Source organism: Bacillus sp. AM1(2019) (genome assembly GCF_009906915.1).
Taxonomy (GTDB): Bacteria; Bacillota; Bacilli; order Bacillales; family Bacillaceae; genus Bacillus; species Bacillus velezensis.
In genome coordinates, this window is record NZ_CP047644.1 from 2,584,059 (window position 1) to 2,600,892 (window position 16,834).

At 48.5% G+C, this 16,834-nt stretch carries 16 protein-coding genes; 2 read left to right on the forward strand and 14 right to left on the reverse strand.

Features of this window, described 5'->3' with window-relative positions; all coding sequences use genetic code 11:
- Positions 1-16: 16 nt before the first annotated feature.
- From GNE05_RS12585 to brxB, 4 genes are all read right to left on the reverse strand, one after another.
- Complete coding sequence (locus GNE05_RS12585) at positions 17-739, reverse strand: arginine ABC transporter ATP-binding protein ArtM (RefSeq protein WP_003153229.1); 723 nt, start codon at positions 737-739, stop codon at positions 17-19.
- Positions 732-1,391, reverse strand: coding sequence for an arginine ABC transporter permease ArtQ (locus GNE05_RS12590; RefSeq protein ID WP_003153227.1), 660 nt, complete (start codon positions 1,389-1,391; stop codon positions 732-734). The genes GNE05_RS12585 and GNE05_RS12590 overlap by 8 nt, the downstream gene beginning before the upstream one ends.
- A gap of 61 nt (positions 1,392-1,452) precedes the next feature.
- Complete coding sequence (locus GNE05_RS12595; RefSeq protein ID WP_014418331.1) at positions 1,453-2,220, reverse strand: arginine ABC transporter substrate-binding protein ArtP; 768 nt, start codon at positions 2,218-2,220, stop codon at positions 1,453-1,455.
- Positions 2,221-2,463: 243 nt separating this feature from the next.
- The gene (gene brxB, locus GNE05_RS12600; RefSeq protein WP_015417784.1) at positions 2,464-2,901 is read right to left on the reverse strand and encodes a bacilliredoxin BrxB; all 438 of its coding nucleotides are present in this window, start codon (positions 2,899-2,901) and stop codon (positions 2,464-2,466) included.
- A 178-nt stretch (positions 2,902-3,079) separates the two neighbouring features.
- On the opposite strand from brxB, the gene GNE05_RS12605 reads away from it, so the two are divergent.
- Positions 3,080-3,976: a YegS/Rv2252/BmrU family lipid kinase gene (locus tag GNE05_RS12605; protein ID WP_022552989.1), complete on the forward strand. Its 897-nt coding sequence runs from the start codon at positions 3,080-3,082 to the stop codon at positions 3,974-3,976.
- Between the two features lie 45 nt (positions 3,977-4,021).
- On the opposite strand, the gene GNE05_RS12610 is transcribed toward GNE05_RS12605, so the two are convergent.
- The 8 genes from GNE05_RS12610 to GNE05_RS12645 form a co-directional block, all read right to left on the reverse strand.
- Entirely contained in the window at positions 4,022-5,284 is a 1,263-nt protein-coding gene (locus GNE05_RS12610) for a dihydrolipoamide acetyltransferase family protein (RefSeq protein WP_029973898.1), read from the reverse strand.
- 21 nt (positions 5,285-5,305) lie between these two features.
- Positions 5,306-6,289, reverse strand: a complete 984-nt coding sequence (bfmBAB, locus tag GNE05_RS12615; RefSeq protein ID WP_061862377.1) for a 3-methyl-2-oxobutanoate dehydrogenase subunit beta — start codon at positions 6,287-6,289, stop codon at positions 5,306-5,308.
- A 12-nt stretch (positions 6,290-6,301) separates the two neighbouring features.
- A complete protein-coding gene (locus GNE05_RS12620) occupies positions 6,302-7,294 on the reverse strand; it encodes a thiamine pyrophosphate-dependent dehydrogenase E1 component subunit alpha (protein WP_014418336.1) in 993 nt (330 codons plus the stop codon).
- Positions 7,295-7,316: 22 nt separating this feature from the next.
- Positions 7,317-8,738: a dihydrolipoyl dehydrogenase gene (gene lpdA / locus GNE05_RS12625; protein ID WP_160182862.1), complete on the reverse strand. Its 1,422-nt coding sequence runs from the start codon at positions 8,736-8,738 to the stop codon at positions 7,317-7,319.
- Positions 8,728-9,843 (reverse strand): butyrate kinase, encoded by a 1,116-nt coding sequence (gene buk, locus GNE05_RS12630; RefSeq protein ID WP_014721483.1) that lies wholly within the window; start codon positions 9,841-9,843, stop codon positions 8,728-8,730. The genes lpdA and buk overlap by 11 nt, the downstream gene beginning before the upstream one ends.
- Before the next feature lie 17 nt (positions 9,844-9,860).
- Complete coding sequence (bcd, locus tag GNE05_RS12635) at positions 9,861-10,955, reverse strand: branched-chain amino acid dehydrogenase (RefSeq protein ID WP_007612452.1); 1,095 nt, start codon at positions 10,953-10,955, stop codon at positions 9,861-9,863.
- Between the two features lie 13 nt (positions 10,956-10,968).
- Complete coding sequence (gene yqiS, locus GNE05_RS12640) at positions 10,969-11,862, reverse strand: phosphate butyryltransferase (RefSeq protein WP_160182863.1); 894 nt, start codon at positions 11,860-11,862, stop codon at positions 10,969-10,971.
- A 121-nt stretch (positions 11,863-11,983) separates the two neighbouring features.
- Positions 11,984-14,053: a sigma-54 interaction domain-containing protein gene (locus tag GNE05_RS12645; protein ID WP_160182864.1), complete on the reverse strand. Its 2,070-nt coding sequence runs from the start codon at positions 14,051-14,053 to the stop codon at positions 11,984-11,986.
- A gap of 153 nt (positions 14,054-14,206) precedes the next feature.
- Here GNE05_RS12645 and GNE05_RS12650 point away from each other — a divergent pair, with 153 nt between their 5' ends.
- A complete protein-coding gene (locus GNE05_RS12650; RefSeq protein WP_014418340.1) occupies positions 14,207-14,449 on the forward strand; it encodes a DUF2627 domain-containing protein in 243 nt (80 codons plus the stop codon).
- A 28-nt stretch (positions 14,450-14,477) separates the two neighbouring features.
- Here the strand turns inward: GNE05_RS12650 and prpB are convergent, their stop codons facing one another.
- Positions 14,478-15,383, reverse strand: a complete 906-nt coding sequence (gene prpB / locus GNE05_RS12655; protein WP_022552985.1) for a methylisocitrate lyase — start codon at positions 15,381-15,383, stop codon at positions 14,478-14,480.
- An 18-nt stretch (positions 15,384-15,401) separates the two neighbouring features.
- Positions 15,402-16,829, reverse strand: a complete 1,428-nt coding sequence (locus GNE05_RS12660) for a bifunctional 2-methylcitrate dehydratase/aconitate hydratase (RefSeq protein WP_201741786.1) — start codon at positions 16,827-16,829, stop codon at positions 15,402-15,404.
- Positions 16,830-16,834 lie beyond the last annotated feature (5 nt).

Consider the following 16,834-nt stretch of genomic DNA (forward strand, 5'->3'; position numbering starts at 1 on the left):
TTCTTCCAGTTATATTTTATAATATTTTTTCTAAAAAGTCCTGTGCTCTTTTTGACTTCGGAGAAAGAAAAAATTCTTCCGGCTGCCCGTCTTCCACGATCGTCCCTTCATCCATAAATAATACGCGGTCTGCGACTTCTTTGGCAAATCCCATTTCGTGCGTTACGATCACCATTGTCATGCCCGTCTGCGCGAGCTCTTTCATCACCTCAAGAACTTCTTTGACCATTTCCGGGTCAAGAGCCGAGGTCGGTTCATCAAACAGCATGATGTCAGGATTCATGGCAAGCGCCCGCGCGATGGCGACCCGCTGCTTCTGTCCGCCTGACAAACGGTTCGGATAGTCGTTCCGTTTGTCAAGCAGTCCGACTTTTTCAAGGAGAGCGCACGCCTTTTCCTCCGCCTCCTTTTTAGACTCTTTCTTCACGCTGACTGGCGCGTATGTGATATTTTCAAGCACCGTTTTATGAGGAAACAAATGAAAATGCTGAAATACCATGCCGATATTTTCCCGCACTTTCAGTTTATTCGTTTTAGCTGCGGTAATTTCGTTTTCTTTAATGGCAATCGTTCCGCCGCTCGGGGTTTCCAGCAGATTTAAGCAGCGCAGAAACGTTGATTTTCCGGAACCGGAAGGGCCGATGACAGCGACGACTTCCCCTTCTTCGATCTGTGTTGAAATGTTTTTCAGTACTTCATGTTTCCCGAATGATTTTGACAGGTTGTCGACCTTAATCATTGGCTTTCAGCTTCCTTTCTACGCCTTTTCCGATGAATGCTAAGATCAAAACGAGCACGTAATAGATTAAGCCCGCCACAATAAGAGGTTCTAAATAGTTGTATGTTGCGGCGCCGGACTGGTAGGCCCGTCTCATAATGTCGCCAAGACCGATAACTGTGACGATCGCCGATTCTTTCGTTAAGGTGATTAATTCGTTAATAATAGCCGGAGAAATGTTTTTAAACGCCTGCGGCAGCAGCAGATCTTTCATCATTTTTCCGTATGGCACGCCGAGAGCGACGGCAGCCTCTTTTTGTCCTTTGTCAATTGCGTTGATTCCCGCTCTGATAATTTCAGAGACGTAAGCGGCCGAATTGAGCGATAATGCGGTGACTGCCGCCCAAAATTGATCGATCTGAAAGCCGAGGAGCTGCGGCATACCGAAATAGATGATCATCAGCTGCAGCACGAGCGGCGTGCCGCGGAATATCGAAGTATAAAAATCCGCAATCCATTTCAGCGGACTGATCGTGCTGATTTTAAATAAGCTGAGCACGATTCCTAATACAAGACCGATGACCGCTGAAACGAGCACAATTTTCAATGTGACCGCAAGGCCTTCCAATATAAAAGGAATTTGGGGGATTGTCGCTGAGAAATCCAAATTCATACGTGTGATCTCCTTTGTCTTTATTCAAGATAAAAAGCTCAACGAAAAGTTGAGCTTTCTTTTATTTCTCGTTGGTGAACCATTTTTTCTTCAGTTTTTCGATTTCTCCGTTTTTCTCCATTTCTTTCAGCGCTTTGTTAAACTTCGCTGTCAGATCACTGTCTTTGCGGAACGCAATCGCGGAGCCCGATTCGTCTGATTTCGCATCTGCTGACGCAAAGCCCTGCAGATCTTGATTTGAATTGAAATAGCCTTGTGCTACGATGTCTTCGATAATCGCGGCATCAAAACGCCCGGATTTGATCTCTTCGGTTAAATCTGAGATCCGGTTGCGGTCTTCGAGCTGAAAACCGTATTTCGAAGCGAGCTTCTTGCCTTTTTCCTCTTGAATGGAGCCGAGCTGCACACCGACGGTTTTGCCTTTCAGATCATTCAGGGATTTAATGCTGCTTCCCTTTTTCGTAACAATCATATTGTTAGCAGTATAATAAATATCAGAAAAATCAACTTGCTTTTTCCGTTCCGGCGTAGGTGTCATTCCAGATAAAATCATATCTACCTGCTTGGACTTCAAGGCTGTAATCAGGCTGTTGAAGTCCATGTCCTGCACCTCAACGTCATAGCCGGTCTTTTTGCCCAGAGCTTTTGCCAGATCAACGTCAAACCCGGTGATCTGATCGCCGTCTTTATATTCAAATGGTTTATAGTCAGCCGATGTACCCATAATCAGCTTGTTCTTTCCGCCCTCTGAGCCTGAATTGCCTGATCCGCAGGCGGACAGCGCAAAGGTGATACATGCGGCAGCTAATACCAACAGCCATTTCTTCATGATTCATTTCCCCCATATCTACTGATCTCTTAAAATTGAATATTTATTCGTTAACTTGTATTTTAAACACTTTTTAAGTGTGATGCAATACTATTTTTGAAAAATATATTTTCCTTTCTGTGTTTATTATAGTCATTGTTTTTCAGATTAGTGACAGCTGAACACCGATGTATAAATATTTATATTTATACAGATTCCATAAAAAAACCCCGCAAGCGCTCGGCTCCGGGGTTTTTCTTTCACTTATACTTCTTCACAATATTCTTCAAATGCTTCCTGCAGTTTTGTGACGACGGCCATCGGCTCATGGCCTTCAATTTCATGGCGTTCCACCATTTTCATGATTTTCCCGTCTTTTAAAATGGCAAATGACGGAGAGGACGGCGGATAGCCTTCAAAGTATTCTCTCGCTTTGGCTGTCGCTTCTTTATCCTGTCCGGCAAATACCGTCACAAGCTGATCCGGGCGTTTATCGTAATGTACGGAATGGTACGCGGCAGGCCGTGCAATACCGCCTGCGCATCCGCACACAGAGTTGACCATGACGAGTGTGGTTCCTTTTTTCGAAAGCGCATCGTCCACTTCCTCAGCGGTTTTCAGCTCTGTATACCCCGCGGCCGTGATTTCCTGGCGGGCTTGACGCACGACATCATTCATAAATAAATTAAAATCCATATTCAACTGGGACCTCTCCTTTTTGATCATCTCTTCTTATGATAGCAAGGAACCTCCCTATCGGCAAATGACACCGCTCATAACCAATTGTTTTTTGACCCTTTTATGTTCCCGATGTAAGTTTATGACCTTTTAAAAACGGGAAACTTGTTAAGGAGATTGTCTGAAATAAAGGAGCAGTCGTATGAGCCAACGGAAAGCAGTATTAATTTATAACGGAAACGCCGGTCAAAAACAGATTGATAAAACCCTCGGCACGGTCGTCCCCATTTTGGCCCAGTCAGCTGACGAACTTTTGATTAAACCGACCAAACATCAGGATGATGCCCGTCAGTATTGTGAAAATCTCGACAGTTCAGTTGACCATTTATATATTTTAGGCGGGGACGGCACTGTGCATCAATGCATCAACAGCATCAGCAAGCTTGATCACAGACCCGCTGTCGGCATTTTGCCGGGAGGAACGTGCAACGATTTCTCCCGGGCGCTCGGCATCCCGCAAAACCTTCAAAAGGCCGCTGAAGCGCTCGCGGCCGGACATAAACAGATGATTGACGTCTGTAAAACGGATGACGGCTATTTTCTGAACTTCTGGGGCATCGGATTGATCACCGAAGCATCAAGCCATATTAATGAAACTGAAAAAGCATGGCTTGGTAAAATCAGCTACTTCACGAGCGCCTTGCGGACGATGACAAGCGCGAACCCGTTTCCTGTCAAATTGACGATTGACGGCGAGGTGAAAGAAGACGAAGCCGTAATGGTGCTTGTCATGAACGGGCATTATATCGGGACAAACAGAGTTCCCCTGCCTGATGCCAGCCTCCGGGACGGCTTAGCCGATGTGTTAATCTGCCGTAACACAAGCCTTGCCGCGTTGCGGGAGCTGATGACGATGGAGCAGGGTTCATTTGATGATTTCAAAGGGGAGCTGTCCTATATTCAGGCCTCCAGGATTGAAATCGAAACCGGACGTGAAATGGACGCGGATACAGATGGCGAGGTATACGGAACAACACCTTGTACGATCGAAGTGAAAAAACATCATCTCACTATGCTTGTTCCCGAGGATTCACAATGAAAATAAAAAAACTCCTTTTGCCGCCCGGGCAAAAGGAGTTTTTTTTTAATAGACGGACGTATGTTCATCAATGTTTTCTAAGATCTCTTTGACGCGTCCGAGGAATCGGCCGCACACGAGCCCGTCGAGCACTCTGTGATCTAAAGACAGGCAAAGATTAACCATATCACGAACGGCGATCATCCCGTTATTCATGACAACCGGACGTTTGACGATAGATTCTACCTGAAGAATCGCCGCCTGCGGATGGTTGATAATGCCCATAGATTGAACTGAGCCGAAAGATCCCGTGTTATTGACGGTAAATGTGCCGCCCTGCATATCTTCCGCGGTAAGTTTTCCGTTTCTCACTTTTTTCGCAAGGTCCGTTATTTCTCTGGCTATGCCTTTAATCGTTTTTTCATCAGCATGCTTAATAACCGGAACAAACAGCGAATCTTCCGTGGCAACGGCAATGGAGATGTTGATGTCTTTCTTTTGGACGATTTTGTCTCCCGCCCACATGCTGTTCATCTGCGGGAACTCTTTGAGAGCCTGCGCCGCCGCTTTTACAAAGAAAGCGAAAAACGTTAAATTAAAGCCTTCTTTTTGTTTAAATGAGTCTTTAATGCTGTTTCTGTACGCCGTCATGTTCGTGACGTCGACTTCCATCATCGTCCAGGCATGCGGAATTTCTGTTTTGCTTTTATGCATATTGGCGGCGATGGCTTTTCTGACGCCTGTAACCGGAATTTCAATATCACCGGCTGACAGAGCGGGTGCCGGTGCTTGTTTTTGCTGTTGTTTCGGCGCTTGTTGCGTTGTTTGAACAGCAGCCGGCGCCGGTGCTTCCGATTTCTGCTTCATTCCCGAATCAATGATCTTTTGAATGTCTTTTCGCGTAATTCTTCCGCCTGCACCCGTTCCTTCAACTTCTTCAAGCTGAATGCCGTGTTCTCCCGCTAATCTGAGCACGGCCGGCGAATAACGCGCTTTATTTGACTGATCTTTACCTTGACGGTTTGCATCGGTGTCTGAAGGGGTATTCTGCTCTTCTTCCCGCTTCGGCGCCTCTTCGGTTTCCGTTTCTTCTGTTTCAATTTTGCAGATAATCTCGCCGACTGCAAGAGTCTGGCCTTCTTCTCCTACAAGTTCTGTAATCGTACCGGTAAAAGAAGACGGCACCTCCGCATTCACTTTATCTGTCATGACCTCCGCGATGGGGTCATATTTATTCACTTGATCACCGGGGGATACCAGCCACTTGCTGATCGTCCCTTCCGTCACGCTCTCTCCGAGCTGAGGCATAGCCATTTGTTCAATCGCCATGTCAAAAACCTCCTTACGTCTTTAAAACTCCGCTAATTCTCTCATCGCGGCTTCTGCTTTGTCAGGATTCATCATGAAGTATTTTTCCATTGTCGGCGCATAAGGCATTGCCGGAACGTCAGGACCTGCAAGCCGCTTGATCGGCGCGTCTAAATCAAATAAGCAGTTTTCAGAAATAATGGCGGCGACCTCGCTCATAATACCGCCTTCTTTCGTATCTTCCGTGATCAGCAATACTTTTCCCGTTTTAGAAGCAGCTTCAATGATGGCTTCTTTATCTAACGGATAAACCGTACGCAAATCTAATACGTGCGCTGAAATTCCGTCTTTTTCAAGACGCTCGGCAGCCTGCAGAGCAAAATGGACGCATAATCCGTACGTAATAACAGTAATGTCGCTGCCTTCGCGTTTTACATCCGCCTTTCCGATCGGAAGGACGTAATCATCCGCAGGGACTTCGCCTTTAATCAGGCGGTACGCCCTCTTATGTTCTAAAAACAGCACCGGATCTTCGTCACGGACTGCAGCTTTCAACAGCCCTTTTGCGTCATAAGGAGTTGAAGGCATGACAATTTTAAGGCCCGGCTGGTTGGCAAAAATGGCCTCCACAGATTGGGAATGATACAACGCGCCGTGCACGCCGCCGCCGTAAGGCGCTCTGATGACCATCGGACAGCTCCAATCATTGTTTGAACGGTAGCGTATTTTTGCCGCTTCTGAAATGATTTGGTTGACCGCAGGCAGAATGAAATCGGCAAACTGCATCTCGGCAATCGGACGCATGCCGTACATCGCGGCGCCGATCCCGACACCGGCAATCGCTGATTCAGCAAGCGGCGTATCCATCACACGCTCTTCTCCGAACTGTTCATAGAGACCCGCCGTTGCTTTAAACACGCCGCCTTTTCTCCCGACGTCTTCCCCGAGAACAAACACGCGCGGATCTCTTTCCATTTCTTCTTTCATTGCTGCATTAATACTGTCAATATAAGACATTACAGACATAAGTATTCCTCCCTACTTCGCATAAACGTGATCAAGCGTTGATTCAGGAGATGCGTATGGCGCTTTCTCCGCTTCGTCTGTCGCTTCGTTTACGATAGCCATGATGTCATCCAGCATGGTCTTTTCTTCTTCTTCACCTAGAAGCCCGGCTTCTTGCAAGTATGCTTTGTATAAAAGAAGCGGATCTTGTTTCTTCGCTTCTTCTACTTCTTCGCGTTCTCTGTAGCTGCTGTCGTCGTCATCACTGGAATGCGGCGTCAAACGGTAGGAAACCGTTTCTATTAATGTAGGGCCTTCGCCTTTAGATGCCCGTTCGCGCGCTTCTTTTACGGCCCGGTAAACTTCCAGCAGGTCGTTTCCGTCAACAGTGACTCCCGGCATGCCGTAGCCTGCCGCCCGGTCGGATATTTTCTCGCACGCCACCTGTTTGTCATACGGGACAGAAATGGCATACTTATTGTTTTCACACATGAAAATGACCGGCAGTTTATACACGGCGGCAAAGTTTGCCCCTTCGTGAAAATCCCCCTGGTTGGAAGATCCTTCTCCAAAGGTAACGAAAGAGACGATATCCTTTTTATCCATGCGTCCCGCAAGCGCGATTCCGACTGCGTGAGGCACCTGCGTCGTAACAGGGGATGAGCCCGTTACGATTCTGTTTTCCTTTTGCCCGAAGTGGCCCGGCATCTGCCTTCCGCCTGAGTTCGGGTCAGCCGCTTTCGCAAAACCGGACATCATCAAATCCTTTGCAGTCATACCGAATGCAAGCACAACCCCTATATCTCTGTAGTAAGGAAGTACATAGTCGGTATCACGGTTTAAGGCATAGGCCGCGCCTACTTGTGCCGCTTCCTGTCCTTGACATGAAACAACGAACGGAATTTTGCCCGAGCGGTTTAAGAGCCACATTCTTTCGTCGATTTTTCTGGCTAACAGCATGGTTCTATACATTTCAACGGCTTCTTCGTCAGAGAGCCCTAATGCTTGATGGCGGTTTGTAGTCATTCAAACCCCTCCTTCTTTCCTTTTAAAAATGAATCGCGTTTCCGTCTGCGGCTAACGCAGCTTCTCCAATCGCTTCTGACAGCGACGGATGCGGATGTATGGACTGGCCGATTTCCCAAGGCGTCGCATCGAGCACCTTGGCAAGCCCCGCTTCAGAGATCATATCGGTGACGTGCGGACCGATCATATGAACACCGAGAATATCATCTGTATTCCGATCGGCGACGATTTTGACAAAGCCGTCGCTTTCTCCGTATACAAGAGCCTTTCCGATCGCCATGAACGGAAACTTCCCGATTTTCAGTTCATGCCCTTTTCGAAGAGCTTCATCTGATGTCAGACCGACGCTCGCCGCTTCCGGATTTGAATAAATGCATTTCGGCACAAGAGCGGCATCAAGCGGAGCCGGATTAAGACCCGCCATATGCTCAACGGCAATGATGCCTTCACGGGAGGCCACATGCGCAAGCTGCAGCCCGCCGACAACATCACCGATCGCATAAATGTGCGATTCCTTCGTCTGCCCGGCTTCGTTCACGATGATAGAACCGTTTTCCGCTTCAATGTCCGTGTTTTCAAGGCCGATCCCTTCAATGTTCGGCTGGCGGCCGATGGAAACAAGCATTTGTTCCGCGTGATACGTTTCTTTTTTTCCATTCTTTTCAGCGGCAATTGAAACGCCGTCCGCTTTTTCCAGTGTATCCGGAAGCACTTTCGCACCCGTCACGATTTTAATTCCTTTTTTCGTTAACAGTTTTTCCATCTCGCTTGAAATATCACGGTCTTCAGTCGGCAAAATGCGGTCCGCATATTCAATCACAGTGATATTGACGCCGAAATCGTTCAGCATGGATGCCCATTCAATTCCGATGACACCGCCGCCGACGATCATCATGGATTGGGGCAGACGTTCAAGCTCTAACGCTTCATCTGATGTCAGAATATATGTACCGTCTGCTTCTAAACCCGGCAGCATTTTCGGCCTTGAACCGGTTGCGATAATCAATTGTTTCGGTATCAGCATGTCGTTTTCTTCACCATTTGCGTATTCGACGGAAACTGTACCGGGAAGAGGTGAGAAGATGGAAGGGCCGAGCATACGTCCGTACCCGTTGAATACATCAATCTTCCCCTTTTTCATCAAGTGGGCGACACCGCCTGCCAGCCGGTCAACGATTCCCTGTTTTCGTTTTTGTACGCTGTCAAAGCGGAGGGAGACACCTTCCGTTTCAATGCCGAATGCTGCCGCTTCCTTTGCGATTCGGTACACTTCCGCGCTTCTTAACAGCGCTTTACTCGGAATACATCCTTTATGCAGGCATGTTCCGCCGAGCTTTTCTTTTTCTACAACGGCCGTTTTTAAGCCGAGCTGGGCCGCTCTGATGGCGGCTACATAACCGCCCGTGCCGCCGCCCAGAATGACCACATCATACTCAGTCGCCATTTGTTTTCACTCCTTCGCCGATCTGATATTGCTTTGACTGCTCCTCACCGGCTAAAACCCGAAGCGCGCCTTGCGCGAGAGATTGCAGTTCATTTTCTCCCGGGTACACCAGTACATCCGAAATCCAATCTATGTACGATCTGATAGCGGATACGAAACTTTTCCCGTACGCCAATCCGCCCGTCAGGACGATAATGTCTACTTTTCCTTTTAAAACGGCGCTTGCCGCCCCGATTTCTTTTGCTACTTGATAAGCCATGGCGTCATAAATGAGACGCGCGTTTTCATCTCCGGCCTGAATGCGTTTTTCCACTTTGACCGCGTCCGTTGTCCCCAGGTAGCCGGAGAGTCCGCCCGTGCCGACAAGTTTTTTCATCATATCGGCTTTTGAATACTTGCCGGAAAAACACATTTCCACCAAATCACCCGCCGGAACGGTTCCCGCGCGCTCCGGGCTGAAGGGGCCTTCTCCGTGAAGCCCGTTGTTGACATCTGTCACCCGTCCGCAATCATGGACACCGACTGTGGTGCCGCCGCCCATATGAGTGACGATCATCTTCATCTGTTCATACCGTTTGCCGAGGGATGCCGCCGCCTGACGGGCAACAGCTTTTTGGTTCAAAGCATGGAAAATGCTTTTCCGCTTGATTTCAGGCATTCCTGATACTTTAGCGAGCGGAGTCATCTCATCCACCACGACCGGATCGACGATATACGCGGGGATATTTAATCCGTCAGCTATTTCCCTGGCAATAATTCCGCCCAGATTAGAAGCATGCTGGCCGTTGTAGCCGTTTTTCAAATCAGTGATCATGGCGTCATTCACTTCATATGTGCCGCCCTCAATCGGTCTGAGCAGGCCGCCTCTGGCACAAACGGCATCGAACTTTGAAATGTTGATGCCCTGTTCGTGTAAAGACTCAAGAATGCTTATTTTTCGAAATTCGTATTGGTCGATAATGCTGTTAAATGTTTTCAGCTCTTCTTCGGGATGCCGCAGCGTCTTTTCAAAGATACAGCGTTCATTGTGAAAGACACCGATTTTCGTTGATGTTGAGCCTGGATTCAGAATGAGAATGCGTTTTTCCTTTTCGAACATTTTCATACCTCCAGATCAAATTCCTATCGTCTGCTTAATATACTTTGGCCGTTTTGCAGAAACTGGCTTCTTGAACGGCGCATGCGCTCAATTCGTTCCTCAGCCAAACGGTCAGCCGCTAAGTATGTCGGAATGCCGTCACGCGCGGAAATATCGAGCACCCGCTCAATGTTTGCATAGATGCCCTCAACCTTTTTCAAAGCCCGCTCAGCATTGTAGCCGTAAAGCTCATCGGCTACATTGATGACGCCGCCTGCATTGATGACATAATCCGGAGCGTACACGATTCCCATTTCATGAATGGTATCGCCGTGACGTGTTTCTTTCAGCTGGTTATTGGCCGCTCCCGCAATAACTTTCGCCTTCAGCTGTTTAATCGTGTCATCGTTAATGACGGCGCCGAGAGCACATGGGGCATAAATATCGCACGCCTGTGAGTAAATGTCGTCGGGATCAACTGCGCGGGCGCCGAAGTCCTCAACGGCACGTTTAACAGATTCTTTATTGATATCCGTTACGATTAAAGAAGCGCCTTCTTCGTGAAGGTGGCGGCATAGATTGTAAGCCACATTTCCCACGCCTTGCACGGCAATTGTTTTACCTTCCAGTGAATCAGTGCCAAACGCCGCTTTCGCTGCGGCTTTCATCCCTTTGTAGACGCCGTACGCCGTAACCGGGGACGGATTTCCTGATGAACCGAATGCCGGAGAAATTCCGGTTACATAGTCTGTTTCATCATGAATGATGTCCATATCTTCAACGGTTGTGCCGACGTCTTCCGCCGTAATATACCTTCCGTTTAAGCCTTGGATGTAGCGCCCGAACGCGCGGAACATTTCTTCATTTTTATCTTTGCGCGGGTCTCCGATAATAACGGTTTTCCCGCCGCCTAAGTTTAAACCGGCAGCCGCATTTTTATAAGTCATGCCTTTTGCGAGTCTTAATGCATCTTCAATCGCCGCTTCTTCACTGTCATATGTCCACATTCTTGTTCCGCCAAGTGCAGGGCCGAGCGTCGTATCATGAATCGCGATGATCGCTTTTAATCCGGATTGTTCATCTTGGCAGAATACCAATTGTTCGTAATCATAAGTCTCCATATATTTAAAAATTTCCATAGGTTCGTTCCTCCTACTGTTCTTGTGATGCGCAAATCGCAAGCGCAATTGAATACAGTTTATTTTCTGCGGTATCCGCTCTGCTCGTTAATGCGATCGGCGCTTTTGCACCGGCGATGACGGCAGCAACATTTGCTTTCGCAAAATAAATCATTGACTTATAAAGCATATTTCCGGCCTCGATTGAAGGAACCAAGAGAATATCCGCCTGGCCCGCTACGCTTCCGGAAATCCCTTTTTGCAGCGCAGCCGCTTGGGATACGGCATTATCCAAAGCAAGCGGTCCGTCCGCAATGCAGCCGGTAATCTGTCCTCTGTTGCACATCTGGACGATCGCAGCCGCGTTCAGCGTCGCCTCCATTTTCGGATTAACCGTTTCAATAGCGGCAAGGACTGCGGCTTTCGGCATAGGGTTCCCTACTGAATGTGCGACATGAACCGCATTTTGCAGAATATGCCCGAGCTCTTCAAGAGACGGGGCAATGTTCAGCGCTGAATCAGTCACATACATCAGCCGGTCATAGTCCGGCACCTCAAAAACGGCTACATGTGATAACACCCTTTTTGAACGAAGCCCTTCATGGCGGTTTAAAACCGATTTCAGAAGAGTTGAGCTCGGGAGATTCCCTTTCATTAAAATGTCCGCCTCTTGTTCACGCACTGCGCGCACTGCTTTTGCCGCAGATTCTTCGGGTGAATCGGCGTGGATGATTTCAGCATTGAACTTCGGCTCATTTGCCAGAAGCTCTTTCAGCTTTCCGCTGTCACCCGTCAGTAAAAATCGTACCGACAAGTGTTCTGCCGCCATTTTGACGGTCTGGATCACTTCTTTATCTGCTGCGTGGGCCACTGCAATGGTTTTTGCGTTTTTTGCCGCGGCTTTTTCAACTAGGTCTCTCAGCTTCATTTTGTACCACCTTCCTTGTGCGAATCCGCTTTTAACAATGCAAGTTCCGTGCCAAATATGCGGGAGGGTTTATTCCGGCTTTTTCAAGAAAACATGCAGCTGTTTGCGCTTTCTCTGCAATTTATTGCATGCCGTCATTTGCAAGGCCGTACTTGTCCATTTTGTAGTACAGATTCCGAATGCTGACACCAAGCGCTTTTGCCGTTTTGGTTCGGTTGAATTTATGCTTTTCAAGCGTTTTTTGAATGACGTGCGCTTCAAATTTTTCAACAGCCTGAGACAGCTTTTCCCCTTCCACATCCGGAAAATCACTTTGGGTGCCGTTTTTTTCATTCAGCTCTGATTCAAAAACAGGCAGATGCTGCTGTTCGATCCGTTCCATGTGCGGCTCTAAAAATATCATTGCCCGTCCGAGAACATTTTCAAGCTCCCGGACGTTTCCCGGCCAGCTGTAGGCTGATAAAGCTCGCAGCGCGTTCGGCGCGAGCCCCTTTACATTGCGGCCGTAATCCTGATTGATTTTTTCAATGAGCCGAATGCTCAGCGCTTCAATATCTTCTTTGCGCTGCCGAAGCGGCGGGATTGAGATCGGATAGCGGTTAATCCGGTAATACAGGTCTTCACGGAACGCGCCTTCCGCCATGGCCTTTTCGATGTTGACGTTTGTCGCTGCGATAATTCTGACATTGACAGAAATCGCTTTAGCGCCGCCGACTCTGATAATTTCTTTTTCCTGCAGAACTCTGAGCAGCTTTGCCTGAGTGCTTTGGGTCAGCTCTCCGATTTCATCTAAGAAAATGCTGCCGTTATTCGCTTCCTCAAAAAGTCCTTTTTTGCCTCCGCGCCTCGCGCCCGTAAACGCGCCTTCCTCATAGCCGAAAAGCTCGGATTCTAGCAGGGATTCAGACAGGGCCGCACAATTGACCCGGATGAATTTATTGTATTTTCGGTCGCTTTCATTATGGATGGCGTGGGCGAAAAGTTCTTTTCCTGTGCCGGATTCTCCCCGCAGCAGAATCGTCGCCGGCGTTTTCGCCCCGAGCTTCGCCTGTTCAAGGGCGACCAGCATTTGTTCACTCGTGCCGATAATGTCATCAAACGTGTATTTCGCTTCAAGCGTGCGGATGATCTGGCGCGCCCGATTCAGCTCAGCAGTCAGCGTTTTAATTTCTGACACATCGTGAATGACGCCGACGCTGCCTTTTAAAATACCGTCCACAATAACGGGGGCAACATTTACGATGACATCCTTTTTATTGGGGCCGACCTTCATTCTCACACCCCGCACAGGCCGCCTTGTCCCCAATACTTTCAGGTGCATACTCTCCCCTTCTGAGATATCGGTGGAAGCGGGTTTTCCGATGACTTCGCTTTCTGACAGCCCGGTCATTTTTGTATACGCTTTGTTGATTAACATTCCGATGCCGTTTTCATCAACGACGGAAATGGCCTCGTCTGAGGATTGAATAATCGCTTCAAGCATGGTGCGGATTTGTTTTAAGTTCGTGACCTCTTCCGCCAGTTCAACTGCGTCGGTGATGTCTTTAAACACGCATAACGCGCCGAGAAGTTTTCCGCCTTCATCAATGATCGGCAGTCTTGTCGTGACAATCTGCAGGTGCTTTCCGAGAAGCTGCTTCTGGTTATATTCCGGCTCTCTCGTTTCCAGAATCCGCGGCAGCTTTGTGTTCGGCACTACGTCTTTAATTTGGCGGCCGATGACATCCTCCCGTTTTTGGCCGACCATTTTTTCTGCCATCTGATTAAATAAAATGATCGTTTCGTTGACGTCTATAAAAATCATGCCGTCGTGCGTTGAATTAAAAATCCGGTCATGCTTATACGTCTGCGACTTGAGCATTTGGATAAGCTGCTGTTTTTCCTCCATCAGCTGAAACACCATGTACGCCAATTTTCCCGGCATGACGATGGTTTGTTCTTTTTTCTCATGGAGCAGCTCATCCATGACCGCTTTATCGCCTGTTGTATGGATGATAATATCTATATCTTCGGTTATGTAAGATTTCCAATCTGATGAGGTTGCAATTCCATATTTCCGGGCTTCTTGCAGCCCTTGCGCCTCCGGATCTTGATCAACCACCGCAATAATCCGGATCAGCTTTGTTTTCATCAAAATCTGTAGGAGCGCCGTGCCTCCTTTACCAGCACCTATAATCAGCACCTTCTGCATCCCGATACCCCTTTATATGAAAAAATTTGCACGCCTGTATTTCCCGTTGCAATAATTTGCACAACCCCTATGTTACCACGTTTTGATCTCTTGACAAAATATTTTTTCGATTGGACAATAAAGGAAAACATATCGTAAAGGGGTTTTCTGAATATGAGCCGGCTTGTTGCGCTTTTGATTCTGGTCCTCCCCGGCGCTGTCGCGGCGCTCGGCATTAAGCTGATGAGAGATGCATTATTCGGACATGTGTTTTCCCCGTTTCCGTCCCTTTTTCTTCAGGGGGCGGCCGGATTGGCGTTTTTTTTGTTCGGCCTTTATGTTCTGGCCGGGTTTATTTTGTACAGAGATCGGAAACGCAATCAAGTCAGCCCGCGGTTCAGGAAAAAAAAGCTGTAAAAAAAGCCCTTGCAAAAAAAGGGCTTTTTCAGTCGTCCGGCAGTATCGTTTTGGCAATGGATTGATCCAGTTCTTCATAGTCATCGTAAGCGATCGTTTCATATAATTCTTTTCTCGTCTGCATATCTGAAAGCCCCTCTTTTTGCGAGCCTTCTTCTTTCAGAAGGCGGAAAATACGCTCAAAAGCCTTGGCCGCCGTTCTGAGTGACGTGACCGGGTAAATGACCATCTGACAGCCCATATCGGAAAATTCATCAGCACTGTAATACGGCGTTTTTCCGAATTCAGTCATGTTTGCGAGAATCGGCACACTGATTTGTTTGGAAAACGCTCTGAATTCACTTTCGGATTGGAGCGCTTCCGGAAAAACAGCGTCAGCACCCGCTTTTATATAAGCGGACGCCCTTGTTAATGCCCCCTCCAGCCCTTCCTGCTGTCTGGCGTCTGTTCTCGCAACAACAAGAAGGGTCGGCGCGGCCCGCTTGACCGCTTGGATTTTTTGCGCCATTTCTTCAATCGGCACGAGCTGCTTCCCATTCAGATGTCCGCATTTTTTCGGCAGGCGCTGATCCTCCATCTGGACGGCGGCCGCGCGCGCTTCATACATTTCTTTCGCCGTCCGGGCGGCATTCAGCACTCCTCCGAAACCCGTGTCAATATCGACAAGGACGGGCAGATCAGACGAGCGGACCAGATCTTTAACCCGTTCAGCCATTTCCGCCGACGTGATGATCCCTAAATCGGGCAGCCCTCTGCTCGCCGTGTAAGCCGCGCCTGATAAATAAAGAGCCGAAAACCCCGTTTTCTTGGCGATAAGAGCGGCCATCGCATCGTGAGCGCCGGGGATCTGCAATAGATCCGGCGCTGCCATCAGCGTACGGAACCGCTCTGCAAGCTCCTCTTGAGACGACTGCTCGCTGACGATCCACGTCATGTTTGTCACCCTCCTATTTTATACGAGAAATAAGTCCATAAATTCACTAACGCTGAGCTTCTGCATTCGGCCGCTATGTTCGCAGGCCTCTTCGATTTTTCGCTGCTGCTTCAATGAAAAATGAGTGCTGATGTTTGCTGAAAACTTGGCAAGAATCTTCGGAACGGCTTCTTTTCTGCGGAACCGGTGTCCGAGCGGGTATTCACATTCAATCCGTCCCGTAGCCGTGCCGTCTGTAAAATGCACCTGTACGGCATTTGATATGGATCGCTTATTCGGGTCTAAGTAATCTTTTGAGTACGCTTTGTGTTCCGTCACCTCCATTTTGCTCCGCAATGTATCAATTCGCGGGTCAGACGCCGTTTCCTCTTCATAATGATCCGCCGTGATATCTCCGAAAAGCAGCCCGATTGCCGTAATATACTGGAGGCAGTGATCCCGGTCAGCCGGATTGTGAAGCGGCCCTTTTTTATCGATAATCCGGATTGCCGACTCATGGGTCATAATCGTGATCCTATCAATGTCTTCAATGCGGTCTTTCACCTCCGGATGAAGCCGGACCGCGCATTCCGCCGCTGTCTGGGCGTGAAATTCAGCCGGGTAGGATACTTTAAATAAAACATTCTCCATCACATAGGACCCAAGCGGGCGGGCAAGCTTCATTTCCTGCCGGTTAAACAGTACGTCTTGAAATCCCCACCCAGATGCGGTCAGAGCCGTCGGGTACCCCATTTCACCTTTTTGCGCCATAAGGGCCAAATATACGCCTCTGCTCGTCGCGTCGCCGGCCGCCCATGATTTGCGTGATCCGGTGTTCGGCGCATGACGATACGTTCTGAGGCTTGAATTATCAATCCAAGCGTGAGATACGGCGTTATTGATTTCCTCTCTTGAGCCGCCCAGCATTTGCGCGCAAACAGCCGCAGTCGCCACTTTCACAAACAGCACATGGTCAAGCCCCACTCTGTTTAAGCTGTTTTCCAAAGCGAGAATCCCTTGAATTTCGTGCGCTTTGATCATTGCGCAAAGCACATCGCGCACGGTAAGCGGTTCTTTCCCTTCTGAAATCCGCACTCTGGATAAATAATCCGCACAAGCTAATATGCCTCCGAGATTGTCAGACGGATGACCCCATTCCGCAGCAAGCCACGTATCATTATAATCAAGCCACCTGTTGATACAGCCGATATTAAAAGCAGCCGTGACCGGGTCTAAAACAAAAGGCGTGCCCGGGACTCTGCTGCCGTTGGGCACGGAGGTTCCCGGGACAATCGGGCCGAGCAGCTTTGTACATTCGGGATAGCTGAGCGCCAAAATTCCGCAGCCTATCGTATCAAGAAGCACATGTCCTGCCGTAGTGAATGCTTCTGAACTGTCAATCTCCTGATGGAGCACGTAGTCAGAAATCTCTTCGATTACAGCGTCCATTCGGCGGGGTTCTGTCATGTTTT

What these genes read in the sequence shown, in the direction of transcription:
- GNE05_RS12650 (WP_014418340.1), top strand. Translation starts at nt 14,207, where the DNA reads ATGAGCCGGCTTGTTGCGCTTTTGATTCTGGTCCTCCCCGGCGCTGTC.
- GNE05_RS12660 (WP_201741786.1), bottom strand. Translation starts at nt 16,829, where the DNA reads ATGACAGAACCCCGCCGAATGGACGCTGTAATCGAAGAGATTTCTGAC.
- buk (WP_014721483.1), bottom strand. Translation starts at nt 9,843, where the DNA reads ATGAAAATGTTCGAAAAGGAAAAACGCATTCTCATTCTGAATCCAGGC.
- prpB (WP_022552985.1), bottom strand. Translation starts at nt 15,383, where the DNA reads ATGACGTGGATCGTCAGCGAGCAGTCGTCTCAAGAGGAGCTTGCAGAG.
- GNE05_RS12595 (WP_014418331.1), bottom strand. Translation starts at nt 2,220, where the DNA reads ATGAAGAAATGGCTGTTGGTATTAGCTGCCGCATGTATCACCTTTGCG.
- GNE05_RS12590 (WP_003153227.1), bottom strand. Translation starts at nt 1,391, where the DNA reads ATGAATTTGGATTTCTCAGCGACAATCCCCCAAATTCCTTTTATATTG.
- GNE05_RS12645 (WP_160182864.1), bottom strand. Translation starts at nt 14,053, where the DNA reads ATGCAGAAGGTGCTGATTATAGGTGCTGGTAAAGGAGGCACGGCGCTC.
- GNE05_RS12610 (WP_029973898.1), bottom strand. Translation starts at nt 5,284, where the DNA reads ATGGCGATTGAACAAATGGCTATGCCTCAGCTCGGAGAGAGCGTGACG.
- GNE05_RS12585 (WP_003153229.1), bottom strand. Translation starts at nt 739, where the DNA reads ATGATTAAGGTCGACAACCTGTCAAAATCATTCGGGAAACATGAAGTA.
- yqiS (WP_160182863.1), bottom strand. Translation starts at nt 11,862, where the DNA reads ATGAAGCTGAGAGACCTAGTTGAAAAAGCCGCGGCAAAAAACGCAAAA.
- GNE05_RS12620 (WP_014418336.1), bottom strand. Translation starts at nt 7,294, where the DNA reads ATGACTACAAACCGCCATCAAGCATTAGGGCTCTCTGACGAAGAAGCC.
- GNE05_RS12605 (WP_022552989.1), top strand. Translation starts at nt 3,080, where the DNA reads ATGAGCCAACGGAAAGCAGTATTAATTTATAACGGAAACGCCGGTCAA.
- bfmBAB (WP_061862377.1), bottom strand. Translation starts at nt 6,289, where the DNA reads ATGTCTGTAATGTCTTATATTGACAGTATTAATGCAGCAATGAAAGAA.
- bcd (WP_007612452.1), bottom strand. Translation starts at nt 10,955, where the DNA reads ATGGAAATTTTTAAATATATGGAGACTTATGATTACGAACAATTGGTA.
- lpdA (WP_160182862.1), bottom strand. Translation starts at nt 8,738, where the DNA reads ATGGCGACTGAGTATGATGTGGTCATTCTGGGCGGCGGCACGGGCGGT.